We start from the raw sequence: 24,952 nt of genomic DNA, 5'->3' as shown, positions 1-24,952 counted from the left end.
TCAAGCCCTGTTGACAGGAAAGGTCAGAACATCCTGTAACTGCGCCTTCCTCAACAGAATCATGAAGAGACGATCCAGACCAAGAGCTACTCCAGAGCACATCGGGAGTCCGTGTTTTAATGCATCTATCAGGTGTTGGTCAATCGCCATTGGTGTCTGCCTATCAAGCTTTCTCAGCTTATTATCTTTTTCAAACCGATTTAACTGTTCTTCTGGGTCAGATAGTTCGTAAAAGCCGTTAGCAAGCTCTACACCCTCCCAGTAAACCTCGAACCGACAACATACCTCTGGATTTTCAGAGTCAAGCCTGGCCAATGCTGCCTGTGAGGCGGGATAATCAGTAATAAAACAGACCTCACCTTCCAAACCTATAAATGGCTCAATATGTGCTTCAAACAAGAGAGCTAGCATATCATCTCTTTCAAGTCCGGGAGGCAGGTCGCCCAATTTGTTATGAGCAACACTGGATAACTCATCATGACTGATAGCAAACGGATCCAGCTTCAAATATTGAAGAAAAGCTTCCCTGTAAGATAGGTTTCGGCGTTTCAGCTGCATGCCTTGAGCCTTTGCAAGCTCTTCGAGTAATTCAAAAACCTGCCCCATCAACTGCCAGTGATCAAAATCAACGCAGTACCACTCGAGCATAGTAAACTCAGGGTTATGTCTCTCCCCCAGCTCATCCTGACGGAATGACTTACAGATCTGATAGATGGAGCCTGAACCAGAAGCTAACAGTCTCTTCATTGCATATTCTGGGGAGGTTTGCAGAAAACCATCACCACCAGCAAAACCTTCAACCTTAAATGACTTCATGTACCTATCTGTCACACCATGACGGCATAACAATGGTGTCTCTACCTCAAAAATATCTCGGGTAGAAAAGAACTGACGTATTAGACTCAACAACTCGGCACGAGCTTTTAAAGTTTTAATAGAAGCGCTGGATTTCCAGTCAGACATAACTTGTTCAACTTTCCTAACGAGAGGTTGCTTGTCGCATTAGAAGCTACATAGTTTCAGGCGCAAAATTTGATAAGGGACCAATAATGGCACAGTGTTCCTGATTAGGATTACCATACCTATAAAATAGAGCCCGTTGCTTTTTGAATCAGGTAACTTATTACAGGAACCAATATCTCCAGAAAGCAACGTGGCGCCAGGTACGATATCAGGCGCGTGAAACGTACTCGCCGTTACGGGTATCAACCTTTAGCTTATCTCCAATATTGACAAATAATGGAACTTTAACTACCGCACCCGTATGCATCGTCGCAGGCTTAGAGCCACCGCTTGAAGTATCACCACGCAGCCCTGGATCAGTGTCAGTCACCTCTAAAACCACAAAGTTAGGTGGTGTTACATCTATCGGGCGTCCATCCCAAAGTGTCACCTGACATTTATCCTGCTCAATCAGGTAATATTGCGCATCACCTACAGCATTCACATCTGCCGACACCTGTTCAAAGGTGTTTGGATCCATGAAGTACCAGAACTCTCCGTCGTTATAAATGTAGTCCATATCTGTATCGACTACGTCGGCAGTTTCAATGCTTTCACCTGACTTAAAAGTTTTCTCAACAGTTCTGCCTGTTAATAAGTATAATACCTTGGTTTTACTGAAAGCTTGACCTTTTCCCGGACGAACAAACTGGTTATCGACCACGGTGCAAGGTTCGCCATCCAGCATGATTTTGCTACCATTACGAAGGTCATTAGTAGTAATTGTTCCCATGTGTTCCTCTAAACTTGGTAATTTATGATTCAAAACGTGCAGATTTTAACGCGAAACGATGCTTATTGGCAGGATAATGAGTGGAAAAAGTTACTTTCTACCGCTTTTTCAAGCCCTAAAAGGCTTTTAGAGCACCTGAACCTTGACTTAGAACAGCTTCCCTACTCAGTATTAATGGAACATCCCTTCCGTCAGCGCGTTCCTCAGCCCTTTGTAGATCGTATGGAAAAAGAGAACCCTCTGGATCCCCTGCTTCTACAGATCCTGCCATTACATGAGGAGTCCCAAGCAGTTAGCGGTTACGTTGACGACCCCCTGGGTGAACATAAAAGCGCAATTCCCGGCCTTCTTCATAAATATAAAAGCAGGGTATTGGTGATGTTGGCAACAGCCTGTGCGGTAAATTGTCGTTACTGCTTTAGAAGGGAGTTCCCCTATGCCAATAACAATTTAGGGAAAAGTCAGTGGTCATCCATAATTAACTACCTGCAAAGTCGAGAGGAAATTAATGAAGTCATTCTCAGTGGCGGAGATCCATTGGTCGCAACCGATGACTATTTAGCTGAGTTCATAGCCAAAATTGAAACTGTTGAACATATAAAGCGGTTACGAATTCATAGCCGTCTTCCTGTCGTGATCCCCCAGAGAGTCACTAGCCAACTAACAGAGGTCCTTCAAACGAGTAGACTCCAATGCGTTTTTGTTACTCATATTAACCATCCTAATGAGATAGACAAGACTCTGGGAAGAGCACTAAAGCGTCTGCATAATGCCGGGGTACAACTATTGAATCAGAGTGTACTACTAAATGGGATCAATGATGATTCAGATACCTTAGTAAAACTCAGTGAAAAGCTTTTTGCCAATCATGTTATACCTTACTACCTCCACCTCCTGGATAAAGTTAAAGGGGCTCATCACTTTGACACGGACGAAGAAGACGCTATCGCAATAATGCACCGCTTACAAAGGGAGCTGGCCGGCTTTCTTGTACCCAAACTTGTCCGCGAAGAAGCAGGAAAAGCCAGTAAGTCCTGGATAGATTTAGCCAATAATAATCAATAAGTTAACCTAAAATCGCTAGCGTCTCCTGTGACTTTCCGATAATATACTTTTATATGGCCATAGTTTAAGGGGATAAAGGTGGCGCTAACTCAAGGATCTTTGGGATTAACGACTCGCGTTCAGAACAAAAACGTCGTTCCAGACATACCGTCTACTATAAAAGAAGCGAAACATTGGATCGAGATGTTGCCAGTTGCCGACATGGGCGAGACAGCTTCAAAAATTTTCCATTACCTATACGATTTAAACCAATCCCCCCTTGAACCAAAAAACAGGCTTCAAATTCTGGAATCGGTAAAACCGACTTGTCTCAATATCCTTAATTCTTTAGCAACAGTTTATATCCACAGTCCACTGAAATATTCTCAAAAACTACAGTCTGCCTCGGAGCTGGTACACGCCATTTCCTCAGAAATTGTTTTTGGCTTTAACACAGTTATCGAAGATCTCTGCAGCAACCCTGCTGATCTTGAAAAGTACCAGAAAACCATTCTTCCAGCGGCATGCGCAAATAGTCTTCAGTTTCAGGGATACATTCAGCTACAACGCTACCAGCTATACAAAACCGTAGGCTCGAAACTTTGGGTTCAACAAAACATTATTTTTAAACTGTCACTAAAATATGAGTTACTGGAACATAAACTTAGAAAAGACTCAGCCCCACTGGGCAGCATAAAAAAGCAACTACTGATCAACCTAATGCTTCCTGTCTCGGCACCATACCAATTAAAGCATGGTGAAATAAATGAGGTTTACAACAGTCTTGAAACTCTGGCAGATTTAGCTGAAATACGACTTGATGGAACTCACGGTTGTCTATTTGCTTATTTACCTGACAGCGATATTGCTCCACAGCCCGCTAATTCAATTGAAGAGGATGATCAAACTGTTATCGGTCTGGATCTCCAGGAACCGACAAAAGCCTTAGAGCAAAACTTAAAGAATGAATCGCAAGGCTTTTTCAGTAGATTTAAGAAAAAAGCACCTGATTTTGAACTCGAGCCTGACTTAATAGAACATCTCATCACACATTGGAGCAAAATTCTTAACCGAAACTTCATCCGGATGAACTCCAAAGCCAGCACACAAGTATGTGTCGGGCTGGCAGCTTCACATCACTTCCTAATAGAAAAGCTCGGCAAAGATGTTCAGGAGCGCTTCTTTGGAGGCAAAAAAACCAAAACCAGAAACCTTGAACCTCAGTCTCTGGAACTAGACCAAGATGAAGGCGATAGTCAGCATAGCTTCGTCTGGAAAACTAGAGGCAATGTTACCGGGCTGACTGGTGAAGAATCCAAGGATGCTTTCGCGTCAATCTATAAACCACCGACTAAAGCAGACAAGCAGCATACAAAAGAAGATAAACCATTTAAAAATATAACTACAAAAACAAATTACCAATGGACATCTGGTGTCGTTCGTGACGTCAGTCCGGCAGGTTTCTGCCTAGCCTTTGAAAAAGCCCCATCAACTCATGCTGAAGCAAATGAATTAATCACAGTCAAAAATATTAAAGACCACAAGGAACAATATAACCTGGGAATGATTCGCTGGAACCGGTGGCACAAGAGCTCATTATTCCTTATAGGAGTTGAAACAATTGCACCGCAAGCTATACCAGTAAGAGTGACATTAGACTGGGACTATGCAAAACCAGCTTACCATCACAACGGACTATTGTTACCAGAAATGCCAAATGTCGGCATTGACGCGACTATCATCCTGCCTCCGTTAGGCTATCGTTCTGGACAGACAGTCGCCATTATGACGCCTGAAGATGAATTCAAGTTAGAACTTAACCGGAAAGTTATCGAAACCGACAACTTTATCCAGTTTCGATTCAGGAAACGCTGACCTTTATTGATTATAAAAGGTAACGTTTGTCATAACGGTTAAATATTGTAGAATTTGTGGCCCAGTTACAGTTAGGCCCAAGGAAAGGCTATACAATACCTCCTTGGGGATTATTCATAAAATGACTAGACAGCAATGATGAAAGAAAAGGTTAAAAAATCACCGATCAATACGATTATCTTTTCCTCCTCGCCTAATGATAGCGAGCAGGTGGCAAGCCATCTCAAAAATATGGGCCTGCCGATTCGTCATCAGGTCATTTCAGATAGCGAGCAGCTTAAAGAAGCACTACAGACAAAACACTGGCAGCAGGCTATTTTTATTAATGAACTTGATAATCTACCCATAAAATTAGCGTTAAAGCAGCTTAGAAGCCAGCCTTATGCGGTTCCAGCAATACTGCTTAGTGATGACTATAATGAGGAAAGGCGGTTCGATAAAATTTCTCAGGGATTGAGTGACTGTATTCCAACAAAATCATTAGACTTACTTGCTCTGCTTATAAAAAGAGAGCAACAGCTGGTTAATAGTCTACAATCATTGGAACAGGCTAACAAAATTGTTTACGAAACGAATAAGCGTAACGAGCTTCTGTTAGACAGCTCGAAAGATGCTATTGCCTACATTCACGATGGGATGCACATTTATACCAACCCAACCTATATCAAGCGCTTTGGTTATGAAGAAGATGAAATTATAGTCATGACTATCATGGATATCATTGCTGAAGAGGATAAAGACAAAATCAAGGCGTTATTGAAACGGCAGGCTCAGGAAGGTACCGAAGTCAGTGAAGCACTTAAAGGTAAAACCGCTTCCGGAGAAATATTTGAGGCTGACTTTATTATCAGCTCCGCAATCTACGATGATGAGGACTGTGTTCAATTATTGGTACGTGACATAGGTGACCAACAGGAGCTGATGAAAAAACTGAAAGAAGTCAGTCAGCTGGATCAAGTGACCGGAGCCCTTAACCGCCCTGCCTTCATGGAGCATTTGAAACAGGCAGTCACAACAGCAAGAAACCATAATCACGAAGCATTGGTATATCTGCTGGAGATAGATAAATTCACTGAATATCGAAGCAAATTCGGCTTGTCCGATTGTGACGCTTTACTGAAGGACGTTGCCGGATGGCTACGCGATCATATCGATAGCAGTGATGTGATTGGCAGAATCAGCGATAGTAGCTTTGCTATTTTGCTGGACAATACTGATAAAGGTCCTATGGAGTTGCCCAAAAAGCTGTGTGAAGAAGTAGAGCAGCAAATGTTTGAGGTATCAGGGCAAACTCTAAATGTTACTTTCAGCATAGGTGGTGTCCCCAGCAAGGATAACGATGTAGAACCTGGCAAACTTCTTCTGCACGCTACCACCGTAGCTCATAACTTACAGGAAGAGGGTGGAAATAAGTACCAAATCTTTAACCCATCAATAGACAGTTTGCTGACCGAAAAAGAGCGTAAGATCTTTGAAGAGTTCACTATGGCGCGTGAAGAAGGCAAAATGACCTTGTTCTATCAACCCATGATGAGCCTGAAAGGCAGTCCTAATAAGCAATATATGTGCTATTTCCGTTATCAGCTACAGAATGGCTCATGGGGACTGGGAGAAGATATCTTCCCGATTTTCGAAAAAGTTGGCATTGATGCTGAAATTGACAAGATCACCATTAAACACAGTCTTAAGGTACTTGCTAAAGATAAAGCAAGTGGAAACGATAACAAACTCTTCTTGGCCTTAAACCCGAACACTTTGATCCGAGAAGATCTGGAAAAATGGTTAGCGAAGCTGATTTCAGTATCTGGAATTGAGCCAAACAACCTGATTCTGACTCTGAAGGGTCATATCGCTCAAAGCTATCTCAAGCGAGTTGTTGAGCTGAAAAATGCCTTACGCAAAATCAACATTCCTTTCTGCTTATCAGGTATAGATATTGGTGACAGTGAGCTAGTAAAGTCTATTAGACCAAAATTTGTGATATTTGCTCCAACCTTTGTCGAAACACTCAAAGAAGGCGGTTCAGAAAAGGTTCAGTCCGTTATTGATGCTTCAGCAGAGGTAGAGGCGAGAACAGTAATCTCAAACCTTGAGGATGCGTCAAGTCTTGCTCAAATCTGGCCATTGGGAATTGATTTTGTCATGGGGAACTACGTTTCGAAGCCCATCCCGAAACTGAATTATGATTTCGCTGACAGTGATTTCTAAGCTGACAATAGAGAATAAAAAGCCCTTCCATTATGAAGGGCTTTTTTTATTACCGTAACTGACAACTATAGGCAGAATATCACTTAAGGCATCCATCTCACCAAACTGCAACACACAGTCCGCCTCTTTTTGTAACAAAGGTTTTGCTTTATATGCAACACCAAAGCCCGCCTCCTTAAGCATGAGCAAATCATTTGCACCATCACCGACGGCTATCGTCTCCTCTCGTCTTAGCCCCCTGCTTTGCCTCCACTGCTTTAGTGATTCCGCTTTAACGGTAGCATTTACAATCGGCCTATGAGCAATTCCCGTTAACTTACCATCCCTGAAATGTAGTCGGTTTGAGTTCACTTCATTAAAAGCTACTCGCTCAGAAAGCTCTTGTGCAAACACATCAAAACCTCCAGAGGCAATACCAATATCAGCTCCAGAAGAGTCAAGCCAGTTAAGAAAGCTCTCTACCCCTGAGTTAAACTGAATACGTTGTAAAACCTTATCCACCGCTTGCTCAGGCATCCCTTTCAATAAGCCTAGTCTCTGCTCAAAACTTTGGTTAAAGTCCAGCTCGCCCTGCATTGCTAATTCTGTAATTGACGCTACTTCATTTGCAACACCAGCTTCTTTTGCAAGCTCGTCAATCACTTCCATCGGAATCAAGGTAGAGTCCATGTCAAATACCGCTAAAGCCACCCGTTCTACTCCAGAGCCTGGACCGATAACGCAAAAGTCGCAGCATAGAGACTTCGATATACTAATCAAAGTATTGCGTGCAAGGACCTCGTCAATAATCTCTACCTCACACTCATAACAGGATGCGTAATGATCCAGGCAAACCTCCAGGGAATGAACTCCTTTAAAATGAACACCACTTTCCTCAGGACTCTCCCACTGATGCTGTTCAGCCTCCAATCTCTTCAGGGATAAGGGGTCTACCGAAAATATTAACCAATATTGATGAGAGCGTTGCTTCATGTAATTTCCACAATCAGTTGTTGCTCGCTGCTAACGAGCTTCTCTGGTTTAGAATCTGTGATATATTATCCACAAATAAGAGCATGATGTAACTTTGTGAGTCAAAACAAGAGTAAAAATAAGTCTTATCTTCAGACCATTCGTTTTCCTATGCTGCTCTGTTCAGCAATTACGGTCATCGCAATGAGTTTTTTAATGTTTTTCTGGCATGAAAAAGTGACAGATTATCAGCAACAAGCTTTTTCCAAAACCTATAATCAGGGTTTAGCCGACAGCACAGCGGCATTTCTTGGCCAGCTCATTGATGAGGACAGAATTGAAGCAATCAGCAAAGTCGTTGATCAGCTGGAAGAGCAACCAAGTATACAGAGCGTCACAGTATATCAGCGTACCGGCGAGCTAATACACTCCGCTGGAAATAAGGATAACCCACATAGCGATCCAGTTATAGCCAACATCAGTTTTAATGGAACTTACAATGGGTACCTCATTGTCTATTTTAAACCAGGAACATCGCTCATTGCCGACCAAGATCAATTATGGGTTAGTAGTGGGGTCATATGGCTTCTAGGCGCACTCATTTGGTCGTTTTTATTTTTCATTCTTAATATCAAACGTTGGTTTCGCTCATCGAAAAAATCAAAGTCAGCAAATACTCCCAAGAACGTTACAGTTGAGCAGGATAACTCAAAACTATTAAAACAGCTCATGAAACGAAACCTGAAACAAAGCAAGGATACTGACTTTCAGTGCTCACTGGTTATAAAGGCGAACTGGACTAAGCTGAACAATGGTAATAACAATAAACTTTTAAAAATTCTTAGCCGCTGGTTACCACAAAATGGCTTAGTGGCAACGCAGTTTAACAATAGTTTACTAGTATTGGGCTTAGACACTCACGCCTCAGCTCTATCTAGAAATCCCTTATACGCTCTTGAGCAGAGCCTGAAATCTTTACAGCTTGAACCCAAAATAATCATACATGACAAAGATTTTGATAAAGAAATATATCAAACATTATTCAAGAATATTGAGGCTGGTATATGGTATGAGAAAACGTTACACAAAACTCATCAAGACAAAGCATGGCCAGCTGACTCACTGGCAAATATAGAGTTTAAAGAAAATCAATTTATCGAGCTTTGCCAGCTACCTCAACCCGACGCTCAACAAATCAGTCTTATCGAGCGCCAGGTTCGGTTTATTAGTGATGATTAATCTTTAGACTCAACGGTGACAGAGTCAACTCGCTGAAAACCACGCGGTAGTTTGCTGCCGCGTCTACCACGTTCACCCCTGTAGTGTTCTAAATCTTTTGGTTTAAGGGTTAAGTGTCGCTTCCCGGAGTAAATAACAAGATTATCATCTTCCGTCACAGCAGCTATGGAGACCACGAACTCTTCACGGCTTTTTGCACGAGCCGCAGGAATACTGATGATCTTGTTTCCTTTACCCTTTGCTAACTCAGGCAAGTCCTCCAGAGGGAAGACCAGCATACGGCCTTCATTCGAAATGGCAACACAGTAGAGGTTTTGATCTTTAGGCAACCGCTTTGGCTTTAAAACTTTAGCACCAGATGGCAACGATAAAAACGCCTTACCATTTTTTGTTTTAGATACTAAATCACTAAACTTAGCAATAAAGCCATAACCTGCATCAGATGCAAATAAGAATTTATCGTCGTCTTCTCCCATAATGGTTGCTAGGAATTCAGCACCTGCAATGGGGTTTACCCGTCCTGTGACAGGCTCGCCCAGACCCCGTGCTGAAGGAAGAGTGTTAGCTAAAAGCGAAAAGCTACGCCCTGTTGAATCCAAAAAGACAGCGTACTGATTACTTTTACCCTGTGATGAGTCTAGGTATGAATCTCCGGAACGGTAATTCATTCCCGTGGCATCTATATCATGGCCTTTGGCACAACGCACCCAACCTTTTTCTGACAGCACCACCGTAACTGGCTCTGTCGGGATCAAATCAGTTTCTGACAAAGCTTTTGCTTCTTTTCGTTCAACGATCGGTGAGCGGCGTTCATCACCATGCTCATCAATCACTTCCTTCAGTTCTTTTTTAACGACAGTCTTCATGCGCTGCTTTGACCCTAAGGTAAGCTGTAGCCAGTCAGCCTCATCTTCCAGCTCTTCCTGCTCGGCTTTAATCTTTATTTCTTCAAGCTTAGCTAAATGACGTAACTTTAACTCAAGAATTGCTTCAGCCTGACGATCGGATAACTTGAAGCGCTCCATCAACTTCAGCTTTGGCTTATCTTCGGTTCTTATGATGTGAATCACTTCGTCAATATTTAAGTAAGCGACAAGCAGGCCATCCAAGATATGCAGCCTGTCCATGACCTTATCTAAACGATATTGCAAACGACGTCGGACTGTTTCTAAACGATAGTCCAGCCATTCCTTGATAAACATTTGCAAGCTTTTTACCTGCGGACGCCCATCAAGACCGATCATGTTCATATTAACACGATAGGTTTTTTCAAGATCAGTGGTAGCAAAAAGGTGGCGCATTAATTCATCGGTATCAACTCGATTTGAACGAGGAACGATGACTAGTCTTGTTGGGTTTTCATGGTCGGACTCATCACGTAAGTCGCTAACCATTGGTAACTTTTTTGACTGCATTTGGCTGGCTATCTGCTCAAGGACCTTTGAGCCAGAAGCCTGGTGTGGCAAGGCGGTAATAACAATTTCACCGTCATCCTTTTCAAAGTAGGCACGCATCCGGATTGAACCACGTCCCTTCTGGTACATTTCCAGAATATCTGATTTTGGCGTAATAATTTCAGCATCGGTCGGGAAGTCCGGTCCTTGCACAAACTCCATTAATTCTTCAATGGTCGCCTTCGGATTATCCAACATATGAATACAGGCATTCGCTACTTCCGTCAGATTATGTGGTGGCACATCTGTCGCCATACCAACCGCAATACCTGTAGTGCCATTTAGTAGTAGGTTAGGTACCCGCGCTGGCAGAACCTTGGGCTCCTGCATGGTTCCATCGAAGTTCGGAATCCAGTCAACCGTCCCCTGAGAGACCTCTTTTAGCAGGACTTCCGAGTAGGCAGCAAGCCTAGACTCTGTATAACGCATCGCAGCGAAAGACTTGGGATCATCGGGTGCTCCCCAGTTTCCCTGCCCGTCAACCAATGGATAACGGTATGAAAATGGCTGCGCCATCAGAACCATGGCTTCGTAGCAGGCCGAATCACCGTGAGGGTGGAACTTACCTAAAACATCACCAACTGTTCTAGCTGACTTCTTGTATTTGGCTGTAGCTTTTAAGCCAAGTTCGCTCATAGCGTAAACGATTCTGCGTTGTACAGGCTTCAAACCATCGCCAATATGAGGTAAGGCACGATCCATTATGACGTACATGGAATAATTCAAGTACGCCTGCTCTGTAAACTCGGCTAAAGATTTTTTTTCAATACCTTCGTAATCTATTTCTTCCACGTTAACTCACTATTTTTTATACTTCGATTTCAGCTTTATTGCCTTTTTCCTGCAACCAGCTCTTACGATCAGCTGAACGTTTTTTCGATAACAGCATATCCATAACCTGCTCAGAATTGTCTCCACCTTCTATCGTCAGCTGAACTAGTCGACGGGTTGCTGGAGCCATTGTCGTTTCACGCAACTGCTTAGGGTTCATCTCGCCCAAACCTTTGAAGCGGGTAACCTGGATTTTGCCACGTTTTTTCTCTGCTTTAATCCGATCGACAATCCCCTGCTTCTCATCCTCGTCCAAGGCATAAAAAACCTCTTTACCAATATCAATGCGATATAGTGGAGGCATGGCCACATAAACGTGTCCAGCCTTAACCAGCGGTCGGAAATGACGCACAAAAAGGGCGCATAACAGAGTAGCAATGTGCAATCCGTCAGAATCCGCATCCGCCAGGATACAAATTTTGCCGTAACGTAACTTTGACAAATCGTCGGTATTTGGATCCAGTCCAATAGCCACCGAGATATCATGAACTTCCTGCGAGGCTAAAATCTGCTCTGGTTCGACTTCCCAGGTATTAAGTATCTTACCTCGTAACGGCATAATCGCCTGATACTCTTTATCTCTAGCCTGTTTAGCCGAACCTCCCGCAGAGTCACCCTCAACCAGGAACAGCTCACTACTCATGCTGTCCTGTCCAACACAGTCAGCCAACTTGCCCGGTAGTGCCGGTCCCTGAGTAACTTTTTTTCGAACCACTTTTTTACTGGCGCGCATTCGCTTGTGAGCGTTGCTGATGGCTTTTTCCGCCAATGCATCACCAATCACCGAGTTTTGGTTCAACCACAGGCTAAAAGCATCTTTGACTGTTCCTGCAACGAAAGTAGCACATTGCCTGGAAGACAAGCGCTCTTTGGTTTGTCCAGAAAACTGTGGGTCATCAAGTTTTACTGACAATACATAGCTGATACGGTCCCAAACGTCATCCGCAGTTAACTTCACACCTCTGGGCAATAGGTTTCTGAACTCGCAAAATTCCCTCATTGCCTCCAGAAGACCGTTACGCATACCGTTGACATGAGTCCCTCCTTGCGGAGTCGGGATCAAATTAACGTAACTCTCAGCCAGGCACTCACCACCCTCAGGTAACCAGAAAAATGCCCAATCGACAGCTTCAGTTTCACCAGCCAGTGAACCTACAAAAGGCTCTTCAGGAAGTTTTTCAAACTCTCCTGCCTGTTCTAGAAGATAATCTGTCAGACCGTCCTCATAGTGCCACTCATCTTTTTCACCATTGGTCTTATTATCGAATACAACCTTGAGGCCCGGACAAAGAATAGCTTTTGCTTTCAGCAGGTGCTTAAGTTTAGAAATAGAAAACTTGGAACTATCAAAATACTGGGGATCGGGCCAAAATTTGACCGAAGTGCCCGTATTACGTTTACCGACATCTCCTACCACCTCTAAATCAGATACCTTAAAGCCATTTTCAAACGCCATAAAATACTGTTTAGCATCACGCTTAACGTTGACTTCAACTCGAGTTGACAGAGCATTCACCACCGATATGCCTACGCCATGCAGGCCGCCTGAAAACTGGTAATTCTTATTAGAAAACTTACCACCGGCGTGTAATTTACTCATTATCAGCTCAACGCCTGGGATACCCTCTTCTGGATGTATATCCACAGGCATACCTCGCCCATCATCCTGAATTTCCAGCGAATTATCTTTGTCTAAAGTGACCTGGACAGTCTTTGCATGCCCTGCTAGAGCCTCATCTACACTGTTATCAATAACCTCTTGTCCCAAATGATTTGGGCGCGAAGTATCAGTGTACATTCCAGGGCGTTTCTTAACAGGATCTAACCCGCTGAGAACTTCAATATCATCAGCGGTATATTGGTTCTTTGCCATAAATTCTTTGTGGTTGTTTGAAAGTAGAGTCGTCTAAGACAGAATATTGTTATAACGCCTTATCCTATAAAGGCGGATCTATTTGTGCAAGTAAAATATGCTGTAGCTTGCAGCAAGAGCATCTCAGCAAGCTCAATCAGAACTAATAGCCTGAAATAGCCAAATTTACAGAGGGAAGGTAGTCATCTACACGGAAACTATCTACTTCAATCAACCCATTAGACTGACAACGGTATAGGTTATAACCGGGCTTTTCAGCACTGGCAGAGAAGTCTTTAGAGTGCTTTTTAAACTGAACGCATGTAGACGGAACTGATCGATAATTAACTGTTTTATACAGCAACTCTGTAGCTTGGTGGACATGTCCAAAAGCACACATCTGAACCTGAGGGTACTGGGATAATAACTCTACTAGCTCAGAGCCATTTTCAATTCCAATTTTATCTAACCAGGCACTACCAACAGGAACCGGGTGATGGTGGGTAAAGATAATGGTAGGTAAATCAGAGTTTTCATCCAAACAGCGTTTTAGCCACTGCAACTCTTCCTGACTTATCTGTCCATAAACCTTCTCAGGAACATGACTATTTAACATTAGCATTTGCCAATGCTCAGTAATGAGCTGCTCTGCTGTGGAAAAAATAGAAGTTGATAAATACTTCTTAAGCTTGGAGCGCTCATCGTGATTACCCGCAAGGCTGAATACAGGTTTGTTATATCTTGATAAATACTGGACGAAGTTTTGATAAGACTCTGCGGTATAATCTTGCGAAATATCACCAGTGACTACTATTAGATCAGGCAATATATGGCGTCTGTCGATATCATCCAGTACCGCAAGCAAGCTTTCGTTGGTTTTTACACCGAGTAGGGTAGAATCACGTTCCGCAAACAAATGTGGATCGGACAGATGTAGTATTGTCATCTCAGAACGGCCTATAAAAAGGCGTGTTTGCTCTTTATTCAAAACGCTCCCCTACTATCGACTACTTGTTATTATCTCTTGCTAATCAATCAAAAAAAACCAATTGGGTCTTACTCAAACTGTGAGGTCGACCAAATTCTAGACAAAAATTCAACCATTCTGACAAAAAACGGTTTAACTGAATTTTTTCATCAGGCTGCCTCATCTTTTCATTCGGGTACGGAAATACAGGCGGCAACATGCCTTTATTCAAACCAGAAAGGACTTCAGCAACTTTAGCATCATGATACATACGCACCAGATAATCTCTTTTCAAGCTAATTTGACTTGAAGTTTGGGTTAGTGCGTAGGTTGCGGTATGCCGACTTATCTGTTTTAGAGTAATTTTTAAATCAGGTTGATTGTCTATAGGAATAGTAAATGCTTGGCCAACCTCTAAGTCAACCAAACCAGTCAGCCGAGCAAGCTTTGCATAGTTACTGGCGCATAACGCCATAAACTCTTTTAAATCAGGAATATACTTTCTCTTTACTCGACTCGACATACACTCTTAAGCTAAATCCAGCTCTCTCTCATTCAGTAAAAACCACTGCAGCGCTATAATTGCCATTGCATTATTAATGTGGCCTTGATGTAACAATTTCAACAGCTCTGCTCTGCTAAGGACTAAAACTTTAATATCTTCATGCTCAGTTTCAAGACCTGCATACTCGGCCACTTCATCACTATCTGCTAATCCAAGAAATAAATCAACATACTCGGTAGTTCCTCCGGGGCTTACCCAGTAACCTGGAATGGGTATCAACCTCTTCACATGACAGCCAGCTTCTTCTAATGCTTCTCTTGTAGCAACATCTTCAGGCTTCTCTCCCAGCTCAACCATGCCAGCTACGATTTCCAGGAGCCATGGAGAACCATGACGGTTTAAAGCACCCGGACGGCATTGCTCGATCATGATGAAAGCGTTTTTCCCGGGATCGTAAAGCAGAACGCCTACCGCCTCCCCACGTTCGAAGATTTCCCTCTCAATTACCGGGCTCCAGTCACCCTGATAGCGTCGGTGCTGATAACGGTATTTTTTCATCGAGAAGAAACCCTGGTATAAACTTTCGCTCTCAATAAACTTCACATCATCTTGCGTAAAACGATTCATCCTCACGACCCTTTCACATCCAATACTTAAGCTCTTAATTAGATTGAGGATACCACTCTTTCATAATCTGTTACACTTACCCTGTTGTTTGAAATATCAGAAATGACTATTCTTTTCACAAGGTAAGGTGAGGTACTCATGACAAATACGGCTACCGATTTCGAACAAGCAAGACACAACATGGTTGAGCAGCAGATACGCCCGTGGAATGTCCTCGATCAGCGTGTTTTAGACAAAATAGAGGGGTTAGCAAGGGATCGGTTTGTGCCGAAGCGATACCGCGATATTTCTTATGCTGATACCCAAATTGATATTGGCCATAGTCAAATCATGATGACTCCGAAGGAAGAAGCAAGAATGTTACAAGCCCTGGCCATTAAACCCAGCGACACTGTTTTAGAAATCGGAACAGGTACTGGTTATTGTACAGCGCTCATGGCGAGTTTGGCTAAACACGTATATAGCGTTGATATAATTGCAGAGTTTATTGAGTCAGCTAGTCAAATCACCAGCAAGCTGGGGCTTTCAAATATCGAATTTGAGGAAGGCGACGCTGCCAATGGCTGGCCTCACCACAAACCTTACGATGCGATTGCCATTACTGGCAGTTACTATCAACTTCCTGAAACTTATTTAACCCATCTGTCGATTGGTGGGCGCCTCTTTTGCGTTACTGGCACCGAGCCAGCGATGCAGGCTCAAATAATCACCAGACTAGGCGAAGAAGAATGGCACTATGAAACTTTATACGAGACGGTCATTCCGAAACTCATTAACAGTCAACCCAAACCGCAGTTTAGTTTTTAGGTTGAGTTGAAATAGAATCAAAAATATATCAAGAGAGCAATACGAATGAAACTGACAAGAACCTATAAACTGCTTACGGCAACTCTATTGAGTGGTATAGCCAACATGAGTGTCGCAAGTACAGATTTAGTGGACGTTTATACCGATGCGCTGGAGAATGATACTCAATATAAGATTAGTGATGCTGATTTAAAGTCAACCGAACAAGGTTATCGTGTGACACGCTCTAATTTGCTGCCACAAATTAACGGTAGCATCAGTCGTTCACGCTCGGATAACGACAATGAGGGCCAGGGACTTGATGGAAGCCCTTCCGATCCCTTTAACAGTGTAGTGGATACCACGTCATATTCTTTGCAGCTGGATCAGGTTCTTTTTGACTGGAGTCAGTGGGTTGCTCTTGACCAGGCAGAAATGCAGGTCAGAGCCTCAGAGCTAAGTCATGGTGCGAACTTGCAGAGCCTTATGCTTCGCTCGGCCCAAGCCTACTTTAACGTTCTTTCAGCAGAGGAAGCTCTTGCTATTTCTGAAAATGAAAAAGCAGCTTTGAAGCAGCAGCTTGATCTAACTCGAGAACAATATGAAGCCGGGCTGGCAAACTCAACAGACTTTCTAAATGCTCAAGCTAACTATGATCAAGCTGTAGCGAATGTAATCAATCAGGAAACCAACCTGGTTAATGCTCAGGAAGCCCTTCGCGAATTAACAGGACGGTATTACTCCGAACTTGATGAGGTGGGTAATAATGTCACCATGGTAAAACCTTCACCGGATAATATGGATGACTGGCTACGAGTGGCAAATGAATCTAATTTGGGTCTAAAAGCACAACAAATGAGTGTTAGAATCGCCCGGGATGAAGTGAAGCGAAACCGTAGCGGGCACTACCCAAGAGCTAACCTAAGAGTTAGCTATAGCGATCAAGAAAGGGATACGGAACGGCTTTTTCCTGAGGGTACAACAGGAATACCAGCTCTTCCTCCTGGGACAACCACAAACTCCTCAACCTTATCTGATGGTTATACCGCTGGAGTGACAGTGACAATTCCTTTGTTTTCAGGACTCAGAACATCGGCACAGACAGAACAGGCAAAACAAGGTTACCTTAAAGCTACTCATCAGCTGGAACAGAATGCCCGCTTAGTGCAAAAGAATGTACGCTCAGCTTTCTCTACACTAAAAGCGGCCATACAGTCATTCGAGGCGAATAAGCGTGTCTTACAGTCAAGCCAGAGCTCACTGGAAGCAACTCAGGATGGTTATCAAGCCGGTACACGTAATATTATTGATGTACTGTCAGCTACCCGTGCAGTTTACTCTGCAGAGCGTTCATTGAGTCGAGCCAAGTTTGATTATCTTTTAAGCGGCCTACAATTAAAACAAGCAGTAGGTACTTTAACTAGAGAAGATATAGAGCAGGTAAACAGTTGGATTAATAATAACTGACCGATACCGAAGCCTTTCCTCATCTACAGGAAAGGCTTTAATGCTTCAACCGTTTTATCTAGAGCACCATGGCTCTGCTCAACAACGGCTTTCGCACTTAACCCCATACCAATTCTTTCCTCTGGGTTTCCCAACAACCTAACAACTACCGAACTGATTGAATCAGCATTATCTGCCGTTAGCGCAGCCCCTTTTAACTTGAGCTGACCAAAGATCTCCTTAAAATTATGGACATGCGACCCCGAAATGATTGGTTTACCTAAAGAAGCTGGTTCAATCATATTATGCCCACCGATGGAAACCAGACTCCCCCCTACAAAAGCAACGTCTGCTAGTTTGTAAGCCATCATCAACTCGCCCATGGTATCTCCCAACAGTATCTGTACCGAAACTTGCCAGGTATTCTCCTCTGAGCGTCGAGCATATGAAAGTTTATGTGATTCTATTAACTTCGCAACTTCGTTGAAACGCTCAGGGTGTCTCGGAACGATTACCAGCTTAGCATCAGGGATCTGCTTTAAGACCTTTTCATGAGCTTGAAGTATTATTTCATCCTCTCCTCTATGGGTACTGGCAGCAAGCCAAACCGGCGCACTGTTTTCCTGCCATAAAGGATAATACGAGGGACGTCCGTTTTCCTCAAAGGTTTGATCAAACTTTATATTTCCCGTCACCAATGTTTTCTCGGGACTAACACCTAACCTGACAAATCTAGCCCGATCATCTTCCCCCACAGCAAGAACTAAATAAAAAGCTCCCATCATCTCTCTACTTAAAGAACCAACCTTGAGGTATTTTTTAGCCGAGTTTTCTGACATTCTTGCGTTGGCCAATATTACTGGAACCCCCGCTTTATCCATCTGATTCAGCCAGTTTGGCCATAACTCTGTCTCCATGATAATCAACACTTTAGGCCTTATACGCCGAGTGAACCTTTTTATAGTACCTGGCAGGTCACATGGAGAATAATGATGAGTCACTCTTTCGCCTAACCCGTCGATGATTTGTCTTGCTCCAGTGGGTGTGGTCGTTGTGACTACAATATTTAAACTTGGGTCATCTTTAAGTAGGTTTTCAATGATGGCCTTGGCTGCGTTTGACTCACCCATAGAAACGGCATGAAACCAGATTGAGGGAGCCATCTGCTTTCTTACGAAACCAAAACGTTCACGCATTGGTTCCCTGTACTGCGGGGGCTTAAAGCTTTTATATACCCAGCGAAAACACAGTAATGGGGCACAAAGATAATAAACGAATGTATAAATTAAACGTAACAACTATTATTCCTTATTGTTTTTTATTTTTAGACTCTTGCTTCGCTTTCTCAGCTCGCTGCTTTCTAACTTCCTTTGGATCAATCAGTAAAGGCCGATATATTTCAATCCTGTCACCATCATGTAAGTAATCATCTAACTTTGCCAACTTACTGAAAATCCCTACTTTCTGAATATTTAAATCAATTTCTGGGTACTGCTCAAGAATTCCTGATTGATGGATAGCCTCTCTAACCGTAATATTAGGGTCAATCTCTAACTGTAATATTGTTTGTTTATCAGGTAAAGCATATGCAACTTCGACATGCAATTTTTCCTTTTGCTCATCAACTGTATCATCTGAAGACTGTTCCATCATAACCCTTTTCCTCAAAATACCTTCTTATCTATAGACAGCTTTTGCACGCTCTGAAAATGCATCTACAAATGATTCTGCCAAATGGCTGAAAATACTTCCGAAGGCTAAGCCCGTCAGCCGACTCGAAAATTCGAATGAGACTACCAATTCTACCTTGCAAGCATTATCATCAAGTTTTGTGAAAGTCCAGCAGCCGTTCAAATGTTTGAAAGGACCTTCGACCAACTCCATTTCGATTGTTTGATAAGGATTATTCTTATTTCGTGTAGTGAACGCTCTTTCAAAACCACCCTTTGAAACAGCCAAACTAGCTGTTACCTGATTATCCGTACGGTTTAATACTGTCGAACCAACACAGTTAGGCAGAAACTCAGGATATTTCTCAATATCGTCCACAAGGTCAAACATCTGTTTCGTTGAAAAGGGTAATAAGGCCTGACGCTTAATCGTTTTCATGAACTTGATAATCAAATTACGTGGGGATAATTGTAACATTGACCTTTTGAAAAATCCTAGCCTATTGAGACATAACGCTATGAAGCCTATAATCCTATGAATATTAATTTTTATCTAGAGAGATACTGAGTGGCAAAAAAAGGCAAAGGCAAACAATCCAGCAACACAATCGCCTTAAATAAAAGAGCTCGCCATGACTACTTTATAGAAGAGACATTTGAGGCAGGGTTAGCCCTGCAGGGCTGGGAAGTAAAAAGCTTGAGAGCTGGCAAGGTTAACCTGTCTGAAAGCTATGTGCTGCTTAAAAATGGTGAGGCCTTCCTGTTTGGCTGCCACATATCTCCGCTGTTGAGTACATCGACTCATGTCGTCGCAGATCCTACAAGAACGCGCAAACTTCTTTTAAATAACCATGAAATTGCCAAGTTATTTAGAGGGGTAGAGCAGCAAGGCCACACAGTTGTTGCTCTGAAACTCTACTGGAAAAAATCATTGGCTAAACTTGAAATAGGATTAGCCAAAGGTAAAAAACTACACGACAAGCGGGCTACAGAAAAAGAGCGCGAATGGAATAAAACCAAAGAACGTCTGATGAAGCACAGTGTGTGAATTAGTTCTAAAAACCACAGCGCATCACAGTGGACACAGTCAAATACTGCTACTATTATTTGACCATTATTACTAGGAAATTGAATAAGTTGAAAGTGACAATAGGTATATCTAAAACGAACATTGCAGTGGTATGCACCGCTATTCTCCTAACTGGTTGCTCATTTAAAGAGGACCGTACAGATGTTGTTGTGCCTATTGTTGACGCCTTCCCTTCACAACCTCAGTCTGGCCTGAATGACCAAAACTCAAGGACATCTTTCGAGGGCTATACTTACGTTGTCAAGTACGGTGATACGCTTGGAACAATAGCACAAGAATACCTGGGCTCATCAAGCCGCTACACTGAGTTGCTGCGCTTGAATAACCTCAAAAAAAATGGCTCAATTTATGTTGGGCAAAGGTTAAAGCTCCCAGTTGAAGGTTTAAGAAAAATACCGGGCACTGAAGCAGCAAAACAAGTAACTTCTAAAGCAGACCAACAAAATTCTGCATCGATAACACCTGACAATGAGAGTTACCCAGAACTTGAGAAACTACTGGAGAAGCAACAGTTTAACCAAGCTATCCAATGGGTTTTGAGTCAGGAGGATTTATCTGCTAGCCAGGTGCTTCAACAAAAGCTTCTTTTTGCAACAAAGAGTCAGGTTAAAATCTATAAGCAAGAGCAGAATATAACGGATGCAGAAACTTTGCTGTCGGGTTTAATAGCTAATGAGGCCATAAGGCCTTCTAATAAAAGAACCCTTGAGAATGAACTATCGCTTTTAAGAGCGGAACAGGGATTAGTAGCGGCTAAAAGGTACGCAGATAATGAAGACTTTGACGAAGCCTACACCATTCTTCTTGATTCATGGCAGAAAGTAGGGAAACCTTTAGAAAACAATATCTTGTTCACTGGAACACGAAACACGGTCTCTGAACATTACCATCAGAAAGCATTAAGACACTATCGTAATCAGGAGCTGGATCAGGCACTGGCCTTTTGGCAGAAAATACTAGCTCTAAACCCTAATGATGATCTGGCATTAGTATATAGAGACAGAGTTATAGCATTACAAAATAAATTAGATAACCTATAACACTAAGGTTTCTCAGAGTCATTTTTTCCAGGCTCTGAGTAATCCAGTAATACCGTTTTATCCATTTCTGTCATTTCCTTAATTGAAGCATTTACTTCATCGACACTCATATGTTGCGTCTTTGTTATGCCTGCCAACTTTTGATTAAGATTATTCAATTCTTGCTGGAGGCGCCCGACCTCATCATGAGAATCAATGGAAATTAAGTCTGCCTGGCCATGCGTTTTAATATCTTTAACTGCCTGTCGCACTTTGTTTATTCGCTGAGTAAATTTATTAGCAAGCCAGTACACGCCTGAAAAAACTGCCAGCATAATAACAAACATCCAGATAATCATTGTCAGCAATGAAGAACGTGTCGCGCTAGTTAGTTTTTCTCGGCCTATTGCGATTGTTGCAAACCCAATTTTCTTATCTTGGAATGAAATGGGTGTATCGAACAAAAATGTTTCCTGTTTGAAGGTGTCTGCATTTTGAAAAATTCGACTTCCTTTCATGCCACCGAGAGACTCACTACCTTCAAAAAGCTGGTGCTGCTTACCGACCTGCTGCTCCATACTACTGCTCTGTACCAACCCATTGCTATCCCTGATAGATAGATAGAGGACATCTGAGTTCTCTACTATGTCTACAGTAATTGCCTGTAACGCTACATTCTCATCAAGCAGCAAGGGCTCCGCAGTTTCACTTGAGATAATCTGAGCCATTGAGCTTCCATAATCATACACTAGCTGGTTCATTAACGAATTCTGTCGCTCATAAACCCAAAACATCCCCAATACCATGACAACCAATACCAGAGTAGACAACGCGATCGCCCATCGTGCACGCATTGAGAAAAAGCGAATGCTCCCTACACCCTGCCCGCTTTGCTCAATTTCTTTTGACAGCGCATCAAGCTCTTTAATCAGCTCATCAGTATCATGATACCGAAGATCCGGATTCTTCTGGAGCAATCTGAAAATAATACTCTGCCAAATAAAGCCCTGTTCAGAGTATGCATTCAAAGGCTGTGGATTCTGCTGCAAAACAGCTTGCATCATGGCCCCGTAGTTGGCGGCCTCAAAAGGTAACTCTCCTTTCGTTACTTTGTATAAAATAACGCCGATCGAGTAGAGATCCGTTTTAAAGTCAGTACCTTTACCAGAAATCTGTTCAGGTGACATGTAAGCAGGAGTACCCATGACCTTGGCCTGCTCTTCTTCGCTCTCACCCTCCATATATTGATGCTCAATTCGAGCGATACCAAAATCGGTAATCTTGAAGCGTCTACCCTCGTCGAGAACCAAGATATTTTCAGGCTTTATGTCGCGGTGAACGACCCCTTTTTTATGGGCGTAATGTAGGGCTACTGTCAATTGCTGGGCCATTTCTAGAGCATCTTCCAAAGGCATTGCACCTTCTTCAGACAGGTAATCGTCCAAGTTCTTCCCTTCCAGCAACTCCATAGCGATATAGGGTCTATCTTGCCAGATGCCAACATCGTAAATAGTTACAATTCCGGGGTGACTCAAACCACCTGCTGCTCGGGCTTCACGCAAAAATAGCTTGCGATATTCCTCTTTCTCAACCAGGTCATGTTTTAACAGCTTAATCGCAAGTGACCGACCGATATCGGGATCCTTTGCTAAATAAACAACAGACATGGCGCCACGGCCGATTTCCTCAATCAGCTCATAGCGCCCTATGGTTAACTTATTAGACATCAATGATTATAAAAACAACCAGATTAATACACCGATAAGTAGTACAGCGGCTATACCAAGAGAACCAACAAGCATCCAGTTAATTTCACCCTGGTCTTCATCATCGGTTTCCTGTGCATCTACCAGAGTAAAAAGAAATTCGGTATGCCCTACTTGAATTTTATCACCAAATGATAGCTCTCTTTCAGATACTTTTTCACCATTAACGATCGTGCCGTTCGATGAAAGTAAATTTAGAATTTTCCACTCACCATTATAGTAAGTAATTTGAGCATGAGTAGAAGATGCGGCAGGATCGTAAATAGTGACACCGTTCCCTTTACCGCGGCCTATAACGTTTTTGCCATAATTTAAAATAAAAGTCTGTCCAGCATGAGGTTTGGTTGTAGCCAATAATGCAGGGACTTTTGTTCCATCATCTTCTAACTTCTGAATCTCAGCAGCAATCATCCTATCAACTTCTTTAGAGTCAAAAACAAGCGTTCCCTGCGGACCAGCCTTATCTTCTCGATACCCCTTATTTTGGGCTGGTTTGTTTTTTGACGGATCTTGTGACGACATACTTACCTCACGTTAGCCTATTTTTAATAGTTCTTTAATTTGTTGGATAAAGCTCTTTTTTTCAGGTTTCTTCGGCTCTTTCACTGGCGAAGATAATAAAATTACAGAGACATTATCACTACCCCCATTTTTACATGCAAGCGAAACCATATATTCCACCTTTGCCTGATTATCTCTTTGCATGCGTAACGCACCAAGTAACTCAGTACGTGATAACTCATCATACAGACCATCACTGGCCAGCAGGATATGTTCACCATAGCCCCACTCTCGACTCAGTTGACCAATATTTAATTGGTGGTCATTTTCGATACCAAGACACTGAGTAATAACGTGTCTTTTTGGATGATGTTTAGCTTGTGACGGCTCAAGTAAACCAGCATTCATCAGTTTTTGTACTAATGTATGGTCTTCTGTTAACTGAGTTAGCTCGCCCGTCACTTCATTCCAAAGATAGGCACGACTATCGCCAACCCAGGCAATGTCATAAACATCGCCCTTAGAGTGCAGAGCAACAACCGTAGCACCGCGGTCTTCTTCTTCATGACGATTATATGCCTTAATTACAGAATGTGCAGAATGAACTGCATTGGGTAAATTGGCGCCAGCTATGATTGACTTCCTAATTTCCTTAACCGTATACAGGCTAGCCTGCTCACCTTGCTTTAAACCACCAACCCCATCGGAAAGTAACCACAGGCCTAACTCAGATGAGCCATAGACTTTATCATCATTATTTTGCCGAGACACACCTTTATGAGACAACATTGCTGATGCAATGCGTTGAGTTTCTTTTTCTGACATTAACCCTCCTACGATAGCCCACAAAGTGTAACCTTTTGTTAAAACAAGGAATGTTAACCAAGCCACAATTTACTTTTAGTGACTTGAAGTCTATATACACTAACCCCATATCAGTTATAATAACAGACTCCATGGGGGCGAATCTGGCTTCGACGTGGATTACGAAACTTTAGTTGCATGTCGAGATGTCAGCGAATCTCGTAAAATCAAAGCTGAAAACTTATAGTTGCAAACGAAGACAACTACGCTTTAGCCGCATAAATGGCTAACTGTCTACTCTGAGCGTCCTTGGTAGGAGCTAGACAGTCATATACAGGGACTCGCAGGTAACTGTGCTCGGCAGCCAACTGTTAAACTTACCTCGAGATCGCCTTTAAAAGCCTGGCCATTGGCTCGTTAGAGGTTAAATTAATAATGGTTCTAAGCATGTAGACTCTGAAGCAGAGGATTTGCGGACGCGGGTTCGAGTCCCGCCGCCTCCACCAATCCCATGATTAAAGACGTCTCAGGACGTCTTTTTTCTTGCCTAAAACAATTAAATATCAATAGGTTATATTCCAA

At 42.7% G+C, this 24,952-nt stretch carries 22 protein-coding genes and 1 other RNA gene; 9 read left to right on the top strand and 14 right to left on the bottom strand.

The window, feature by feature from the left end; all coding sequences use genetic code 11:
* Both epmA and efp read right to left on the bottom strand, forming a co-directional pair.
* Entirely contained in the window at positions 1-963 is a 963-nt protein-coding gene (gene epmA / locus KS2013_RS02810; RefSeq protein WP_068989424.1) for an EF-P lysine aminoacylase EpmA, read from the bottom strand.
* Between the two features lie 208 nt (positions 964-1,171).
* Positions 1,172-1,735, bottom strand: coding sequence for an elongation factor P (gene efp, locus KS2013_RS02805; RefSeq protein ID WP_068989421.1), 564 nt, complete (start codon positions 1,733-1,735; stop codon positions 1,172-1,174).
* Positions 1,736-1,759: 24 nt separating this feature from the next.
* Here efp and epmB point away from each other — a divergent pair, with 24 nt between their 5' ends.
* From epmB to KS2013_RS02790, 3 genes are all read left to right on the top strand, one after another.
* Positions 1,760-2,800 (top strand): EF-P beta-lysylation protein EpmB, encoded by a 1,041-nt coding sequence (gene epmB / locus KS2013_RS02800; protein WP_068989417.1) that lies wholly within the window; start codon positions 1,760-1,762, stop codon positions 2,798-2,800.
* A 78-nt stretch (positions 2,801-2,878) separates the two neighbouring features.
* Positions 2,879-4,654 (top strand): hypothetical protein, encoded by a 1,776-nt coding sequence (locus tag KS2013_RS02795; RefSeq protein WP_068989414.1) that lies wholly within the window; start codon positions 2,879-2,881, stop codon positions 4,652-4,654.
* A 135-nt stretch (positions 4,655-4,789) separates the two neighbouring features.
* Complete coding sequence (locus KS2013_RS02790; protein ID WP_228703714.1) at positions 4,790-6,862, top strand: EAL domain-containing protein; 2,073 nt, start codon at positions 4,790-4,792, stop codon at positions 6,860-6,862.
* Positions 6,863-6,892: 30 nt separating this feature from the next.
* Here KS2013_RS02790 and serB read toward each other — a convergent pair whose 3' ends face one another.
* The gene (gene serB, locus KS2013_RS02785) at positions 6,893-7,834 is read right to left on the bottom strand and encodes a phosphoserine phosphatase SerB (protein ID WP_068989410.1); all 942 of its coding nucleotides are present in this window, start codon (positions 7,832-7,834) and stop codon (positions 6,893-6,895) included.
* Between the two features lie 183 nt (positions 7,835-8,017).
* Here serB and KS2013_RS02780 point away from each other — a divergent pair, with 183 nt between their 5' ends.
* Positions 8,018-9,052 (top strand): hypothetical protein, encoded by a 1,035-nt coding sequence (locus tag KS2013_RS02780; protein WP_169816854.1) that lies wholly within the window; start codon positions 8,018-8,020, stop codon positions 9,050-9,052.
* Here KS2013_RS02780 and parC read toward each other — a convergent pair.
* The 5 genes from parC to KS2013_RS02755 all read right to left on the bottom strand — a co-directional run bounded on the left by parC (position 9,049) and on the right by KS2013_RS02755 (position 15,288).
* Positions 9,049-11,289: a DNA topoisomerase IV subunit A gene (gene parC, locus KS2013_RS02775; protein WP_068994347.1), complete on the bottom strand. Its 2,241-nt coding sequence runs from the start codon at positions 11,287-11,289 to the stop codon at positions 9,049-9,051. The two genes, KS2013_RS02780 and parC, sit on opposite strands and share 4 nt — an antisense overlap.
* Before the next feature lie 25 nt (positions 11,290-11,314).
* Positions 11,315-13,210 (bottom strand): DNA topoisomerase IV subunit B, encoded by a 1,896-nt coding sequence (gene parE / locus KS2013_RS02770; RefSeq protein WP_068989404.1) that lies wholly within the window; start codon positions 13,208-13,210, stop codon positions 11,315-11,317.
* 142 nt (positions 13,211-13,352) lie between these two features.
* Positions 13,353-14,177, bottom strand: coding sequence for a 3',5'-cyclic-AMP phosphodiesterase (gene cpdA, locus KS2013_RS02765; RefSeq protein ID WP_228703712.1), 825 nt, complete (start codon positions 14,175-14,177; stop codon positions 13,353-13,355).
* A 43-nt stretch (positions 14,178-14,220) separates the two neighbouring features.
* The gene (locus KS2013_RS02760; RefSeq protein WP_068989401.1) at positions 14,221-14,679 is read right to left on the bottom strand and encodes a DUF1249 domain-containing protein; all 459 of its coding nucleotides are present in this window, start codon (positions 14,677-14,679) and stop codon (positions 14,221-14,223) included.
* A gap of 6 nt (positions 14,680-14,685) precedes the next feature.
* On the bottom strand, positions 14,686-15,288 hold the full coding sequence (locus KS2013_RS02755) for an NUDIX domain-containing protein (RefSeq protein ID WP_068989397.1): 603 nt from the start codon (positions 15,286-15,288) through the stop codon (positions 14,686-14,688).
* A gap of 138 nt (positions 15,289-15,426) precedes the next feature.
* Between KS2013_RS02755 and KS2013_RS02750 the strand changes: the two genes are divergently transcribed.
* Positions 15,427-16,095 carry a protein-L-isoaspartate O-methyltransferase family protein gene (locus KS2013_RS02750; protein ID WP_068989395.1) on the top strand — a complete coding sequence of 223 codons (669 nt, stop codon included), beginning with the start codon at positions 15,427-15,429 and terminating at the stop codon, positions 16,093-16,095.
* Positions 16,096-16,140: 45 nt separating this feature from the next.
* A complete protein-coding gene (locus KS2013_RS02745) occupies positions 16,141-17,541 on the top strand; it encodes a TolC family outer membrane protein (protein ID WP_068989391.1) in 1,401 nt (466 codons plus the stop codon).
* A gap of 23 nt (positions 17,542-17,564) precedes the next feature.
* On the opposite strand, the gene waaA is transcribed toward KS2013_RS02745, so the two are convergent.
* From waaA to KS2013_RS02730, 3 genes are read right to left on the bottom strand one after another with little or no spacing between them, the layout of a single operon-like run.
* Positions 17,565-18,818, bottom strand: coding sequence for a lipid IV(A) 3-deoxy-D-manno-octulosonic acid transferase (waaA, locus tag KS2013_RS02740; protein WP_068989387.1), 1,254 nt, complete (start codon positions 18,816-18,818; stop codon positions 17,565-17,567).
* Positions 18,819-18,828: 10 nt separating this feature from the next.
* Positions 18,829-19,173 carry an RnfH family protein gene (locus tag KS2013_RS02735; protein ID WP_228703711.1) on the bottom strand — a complete coding sequence of 115 codons (345 nt, stop codon included), beginning with the start codon at positions 19,171-19,173 and terminating at the stop codon, positions 18,829-18,831.
* Between the two features lie 24 nt (positions 19,174-19,197).
* On the bottom strand, positions 19,198-19,629 hold the full coding sequence (locus KS2013_RS02730) for a type II toxin-antitoxin system RatA family toxin (protein WP_068994343.1): 432 nt from the start codon (positions 19,627-19,629) through the stop codon (positions 19,198-19,200).
* Between the two features lie 129 nt (positions 19,630-19,758).
* Between KS2013_RS02730 and smpB the strand changes: the two genes are divergently transcribed.
* Both smpB and KS2013_RS02720 read left to right on the top strand, forming a co-directional pair.
* A complete protein-coding gene (smpB, locus tag KS2013_RS02725) occupies positions 19,759-20,238 on the top strand; it encodes an SsrA-binding protein SmpB (RefSeq protein ID WP_068989383.1) in 480 nt (159 codons plus the stop codon).
* An 89-nt stretch (positions 20,239-20,327) separates the two neighbouring features.
* Entirely contained in the window at positions 20,328-21,320 is a 993-nt protein-coding gene (locus KS2013_RS02720) for a LysM peptidoglycan-binding domain-containing protein (RefSeq protein WP_169816853.1), read from the top strand.
* A gap of 2 nt (positions 21,321-21,322) precedes the next feature.
* On the opposite strand, the gene KS2013_RS02715 is transcribed toward KS2013_RS02720, so the two are convergent.
* The 3 genes from KS2013_RS02715 to KS2013_RS02705 are packed head-to-tail and all read right to left on the bottom strand — an operon-like array spanning position 21,323 to position 24,391.
* Entirely contained in the window at positions 21,323-23,026 is a 1,704-nt protein-coding gene (locus KS2013_RS02715; RefSeq protein WP_068989380.1) for a serine/threonine protein kinase, read from the bottom strand.
* A 6-nt stretch (positions 23,027-23,032) separates the two neighbouring features.
* Positions 23,033-23,587 (bottom strand): FHA domain-containing protein, encoded by a 555-nt coding sequence (locus KS2013_RS02710; protein WP_068989378.1) that lies wholly within the window; start codon positions 23,585-23,587, stop codon positions 23,033-23,035.
* A 12-nt stretch (positions 23,588-23,599) separates the two neighbouring features.
* Positions 23,600-24,391: a PP2C family protein-serine/threonine phosphatase gene (locus tag KS2013_RS02705; RefSeq protein ID WP_068989376.1), complete on the bottom strand. Its 792-nt coding sequence runs from the start codon at positions 24,389-24,391 to the stop codon at positions 23,600-23,602.
* A gap of 133 nt (positions 24,392-24,524) precedes the next feature.
* Here KS2013_RS02705 and ssrA point away from each other — a divergent pair.
* Positions 24,525-24,876, top strand: a transfer-messenger RNA (tmRNA) gene (ssrA, locus tag KS2013_RS02700).
* Positions 24,877-24,952: the final 76 nt, after the last annotated feature.

Origin of the sequence: Kangiella sediminilitoris, from assembly GCF_001708405.1 — a bacterium.
Taxonomy (GTDB): Bacteria; Pseudomonadota; Gammaproteobacteria; order Enterobacterales; family Kangiellaceae; genus Kangiella; species Kangiella sediminilitoris.
This window is presented reverse-complemented; position numbering and strand designations above follow the sequence as displayed.

Excerpts from the sequence above, each read along its gene's own strand:
- KS2013_RS02705 (WP_068989376.1), bottom strand. The coding sequence starts at position 24,391 with ATGTCAGAAAAAGAAACTCAACGCATTGCATCAGCAATGTTGTCTCAT.
- epmA (WP_068989424.1), bottom strand. The coding sequence starts at position 963 with ATGTCTGACTGGAAATCCAGCGCTTCTATTAAAACTTTAAAAGCTCGT.
- KS2013_RS02750 (WP_068989395.1), top strand. The coding sequence starts at position 15,427 with ATGACAAATACGGCTACCGATTTCGAACAAGCAAGACACAACATGGTT.
- KS2013_RS02780 (WP_169816854.1), top strand. The coding sequence starts at position 8,018 with ATGAGTTTTTTAATGTTTTTCTGGCATGAAAAAGTGACAGATTATCAG.
- KS2013_RS02755 (WP_068989397.1), bottom strand. The coding sequence starts at position 15,288 with ATGAATCGTTTTACGCAAGATGATGTGAAGTTTATTGAGAGCGAAAGT.
- epmB (WP_068989417.1), top strand. The coding sequence starts at position 1,760 with ATGATTCAAAACGTGCAGATTTTAACGCGAAACGATGCTTATTGGCAG.
- parE (WP_068989404.1), bottom strand. The coding sequence starts at position 13,210 with ATGGCAAAGAACCAATATACCGCTGATGATATTGAAGTTCTCAGCGGG.
- serB (WP_068989410.1), bottom strand. The coding sequence starts at position 7,834 with ATGAAGCAACGCTCTCATCAATATTGGTTAATATTTTCGGTAGACCCC.
- KS2013_RS02745 (WP_068989391.1), top strand. The coding sequence starts at position 16,141 with ATGAAACTGACAAGAACCTATAAACTGCTTACGGCAACTCTATTGAGT.
- KS2013_RS02730 (WP_068994343.1), bottom strand. The coding sequence starts at position 19,629 with ATGAAAACGATTAAGCGTCAGGCCTTATTACCCTTTTCAACGAAACAG.
- KS2013_RS02710 (WP_068989378.1), bottom strand. The coding sequence starts at position 23,587 with ATGTCGTCACAAGATCCGTCAAAAAACAAACCAGCCCAAAATAAGGGG.
- efp (WP_068989421.1), bottom strand. The coding sequence starts at position 1,735 with ATGGGAACAATTACTACTAATGACCTTCGTAATGGTAGCAAAATCATG.
- KS2013_RS02760 (WP_068989401.1), bottom strand. The coding sequence starts at position 14,679 with ATGTCGAGTCGAGTAAAGAGAAAGTATATTCCTGATTTAAAAGAGTTT.
- KS2013_RS02715 (WP_068989380.1), bottom strand. The coding sequence starts at position 23,026 with ATGTCTAATAAGTTAACCATAGGGCGCTATGAGCTGATTGAGGAAATC.
- KS2013_RS02790 (WP_228703714.1), top strand. The coding sequence starts at position 4,790 with ATGATGAAAGAAAAGGTTAAAAAATCACCGATCAATACGATTATCTTT.
- KS2013_RS02735 (WP_228703711.1), bottom strand. The coding sequence starts at position 19,173 with ATGATGGAACAGTCTTCAGATGATACAGTTGATGAGCAAAAGGAAAAA.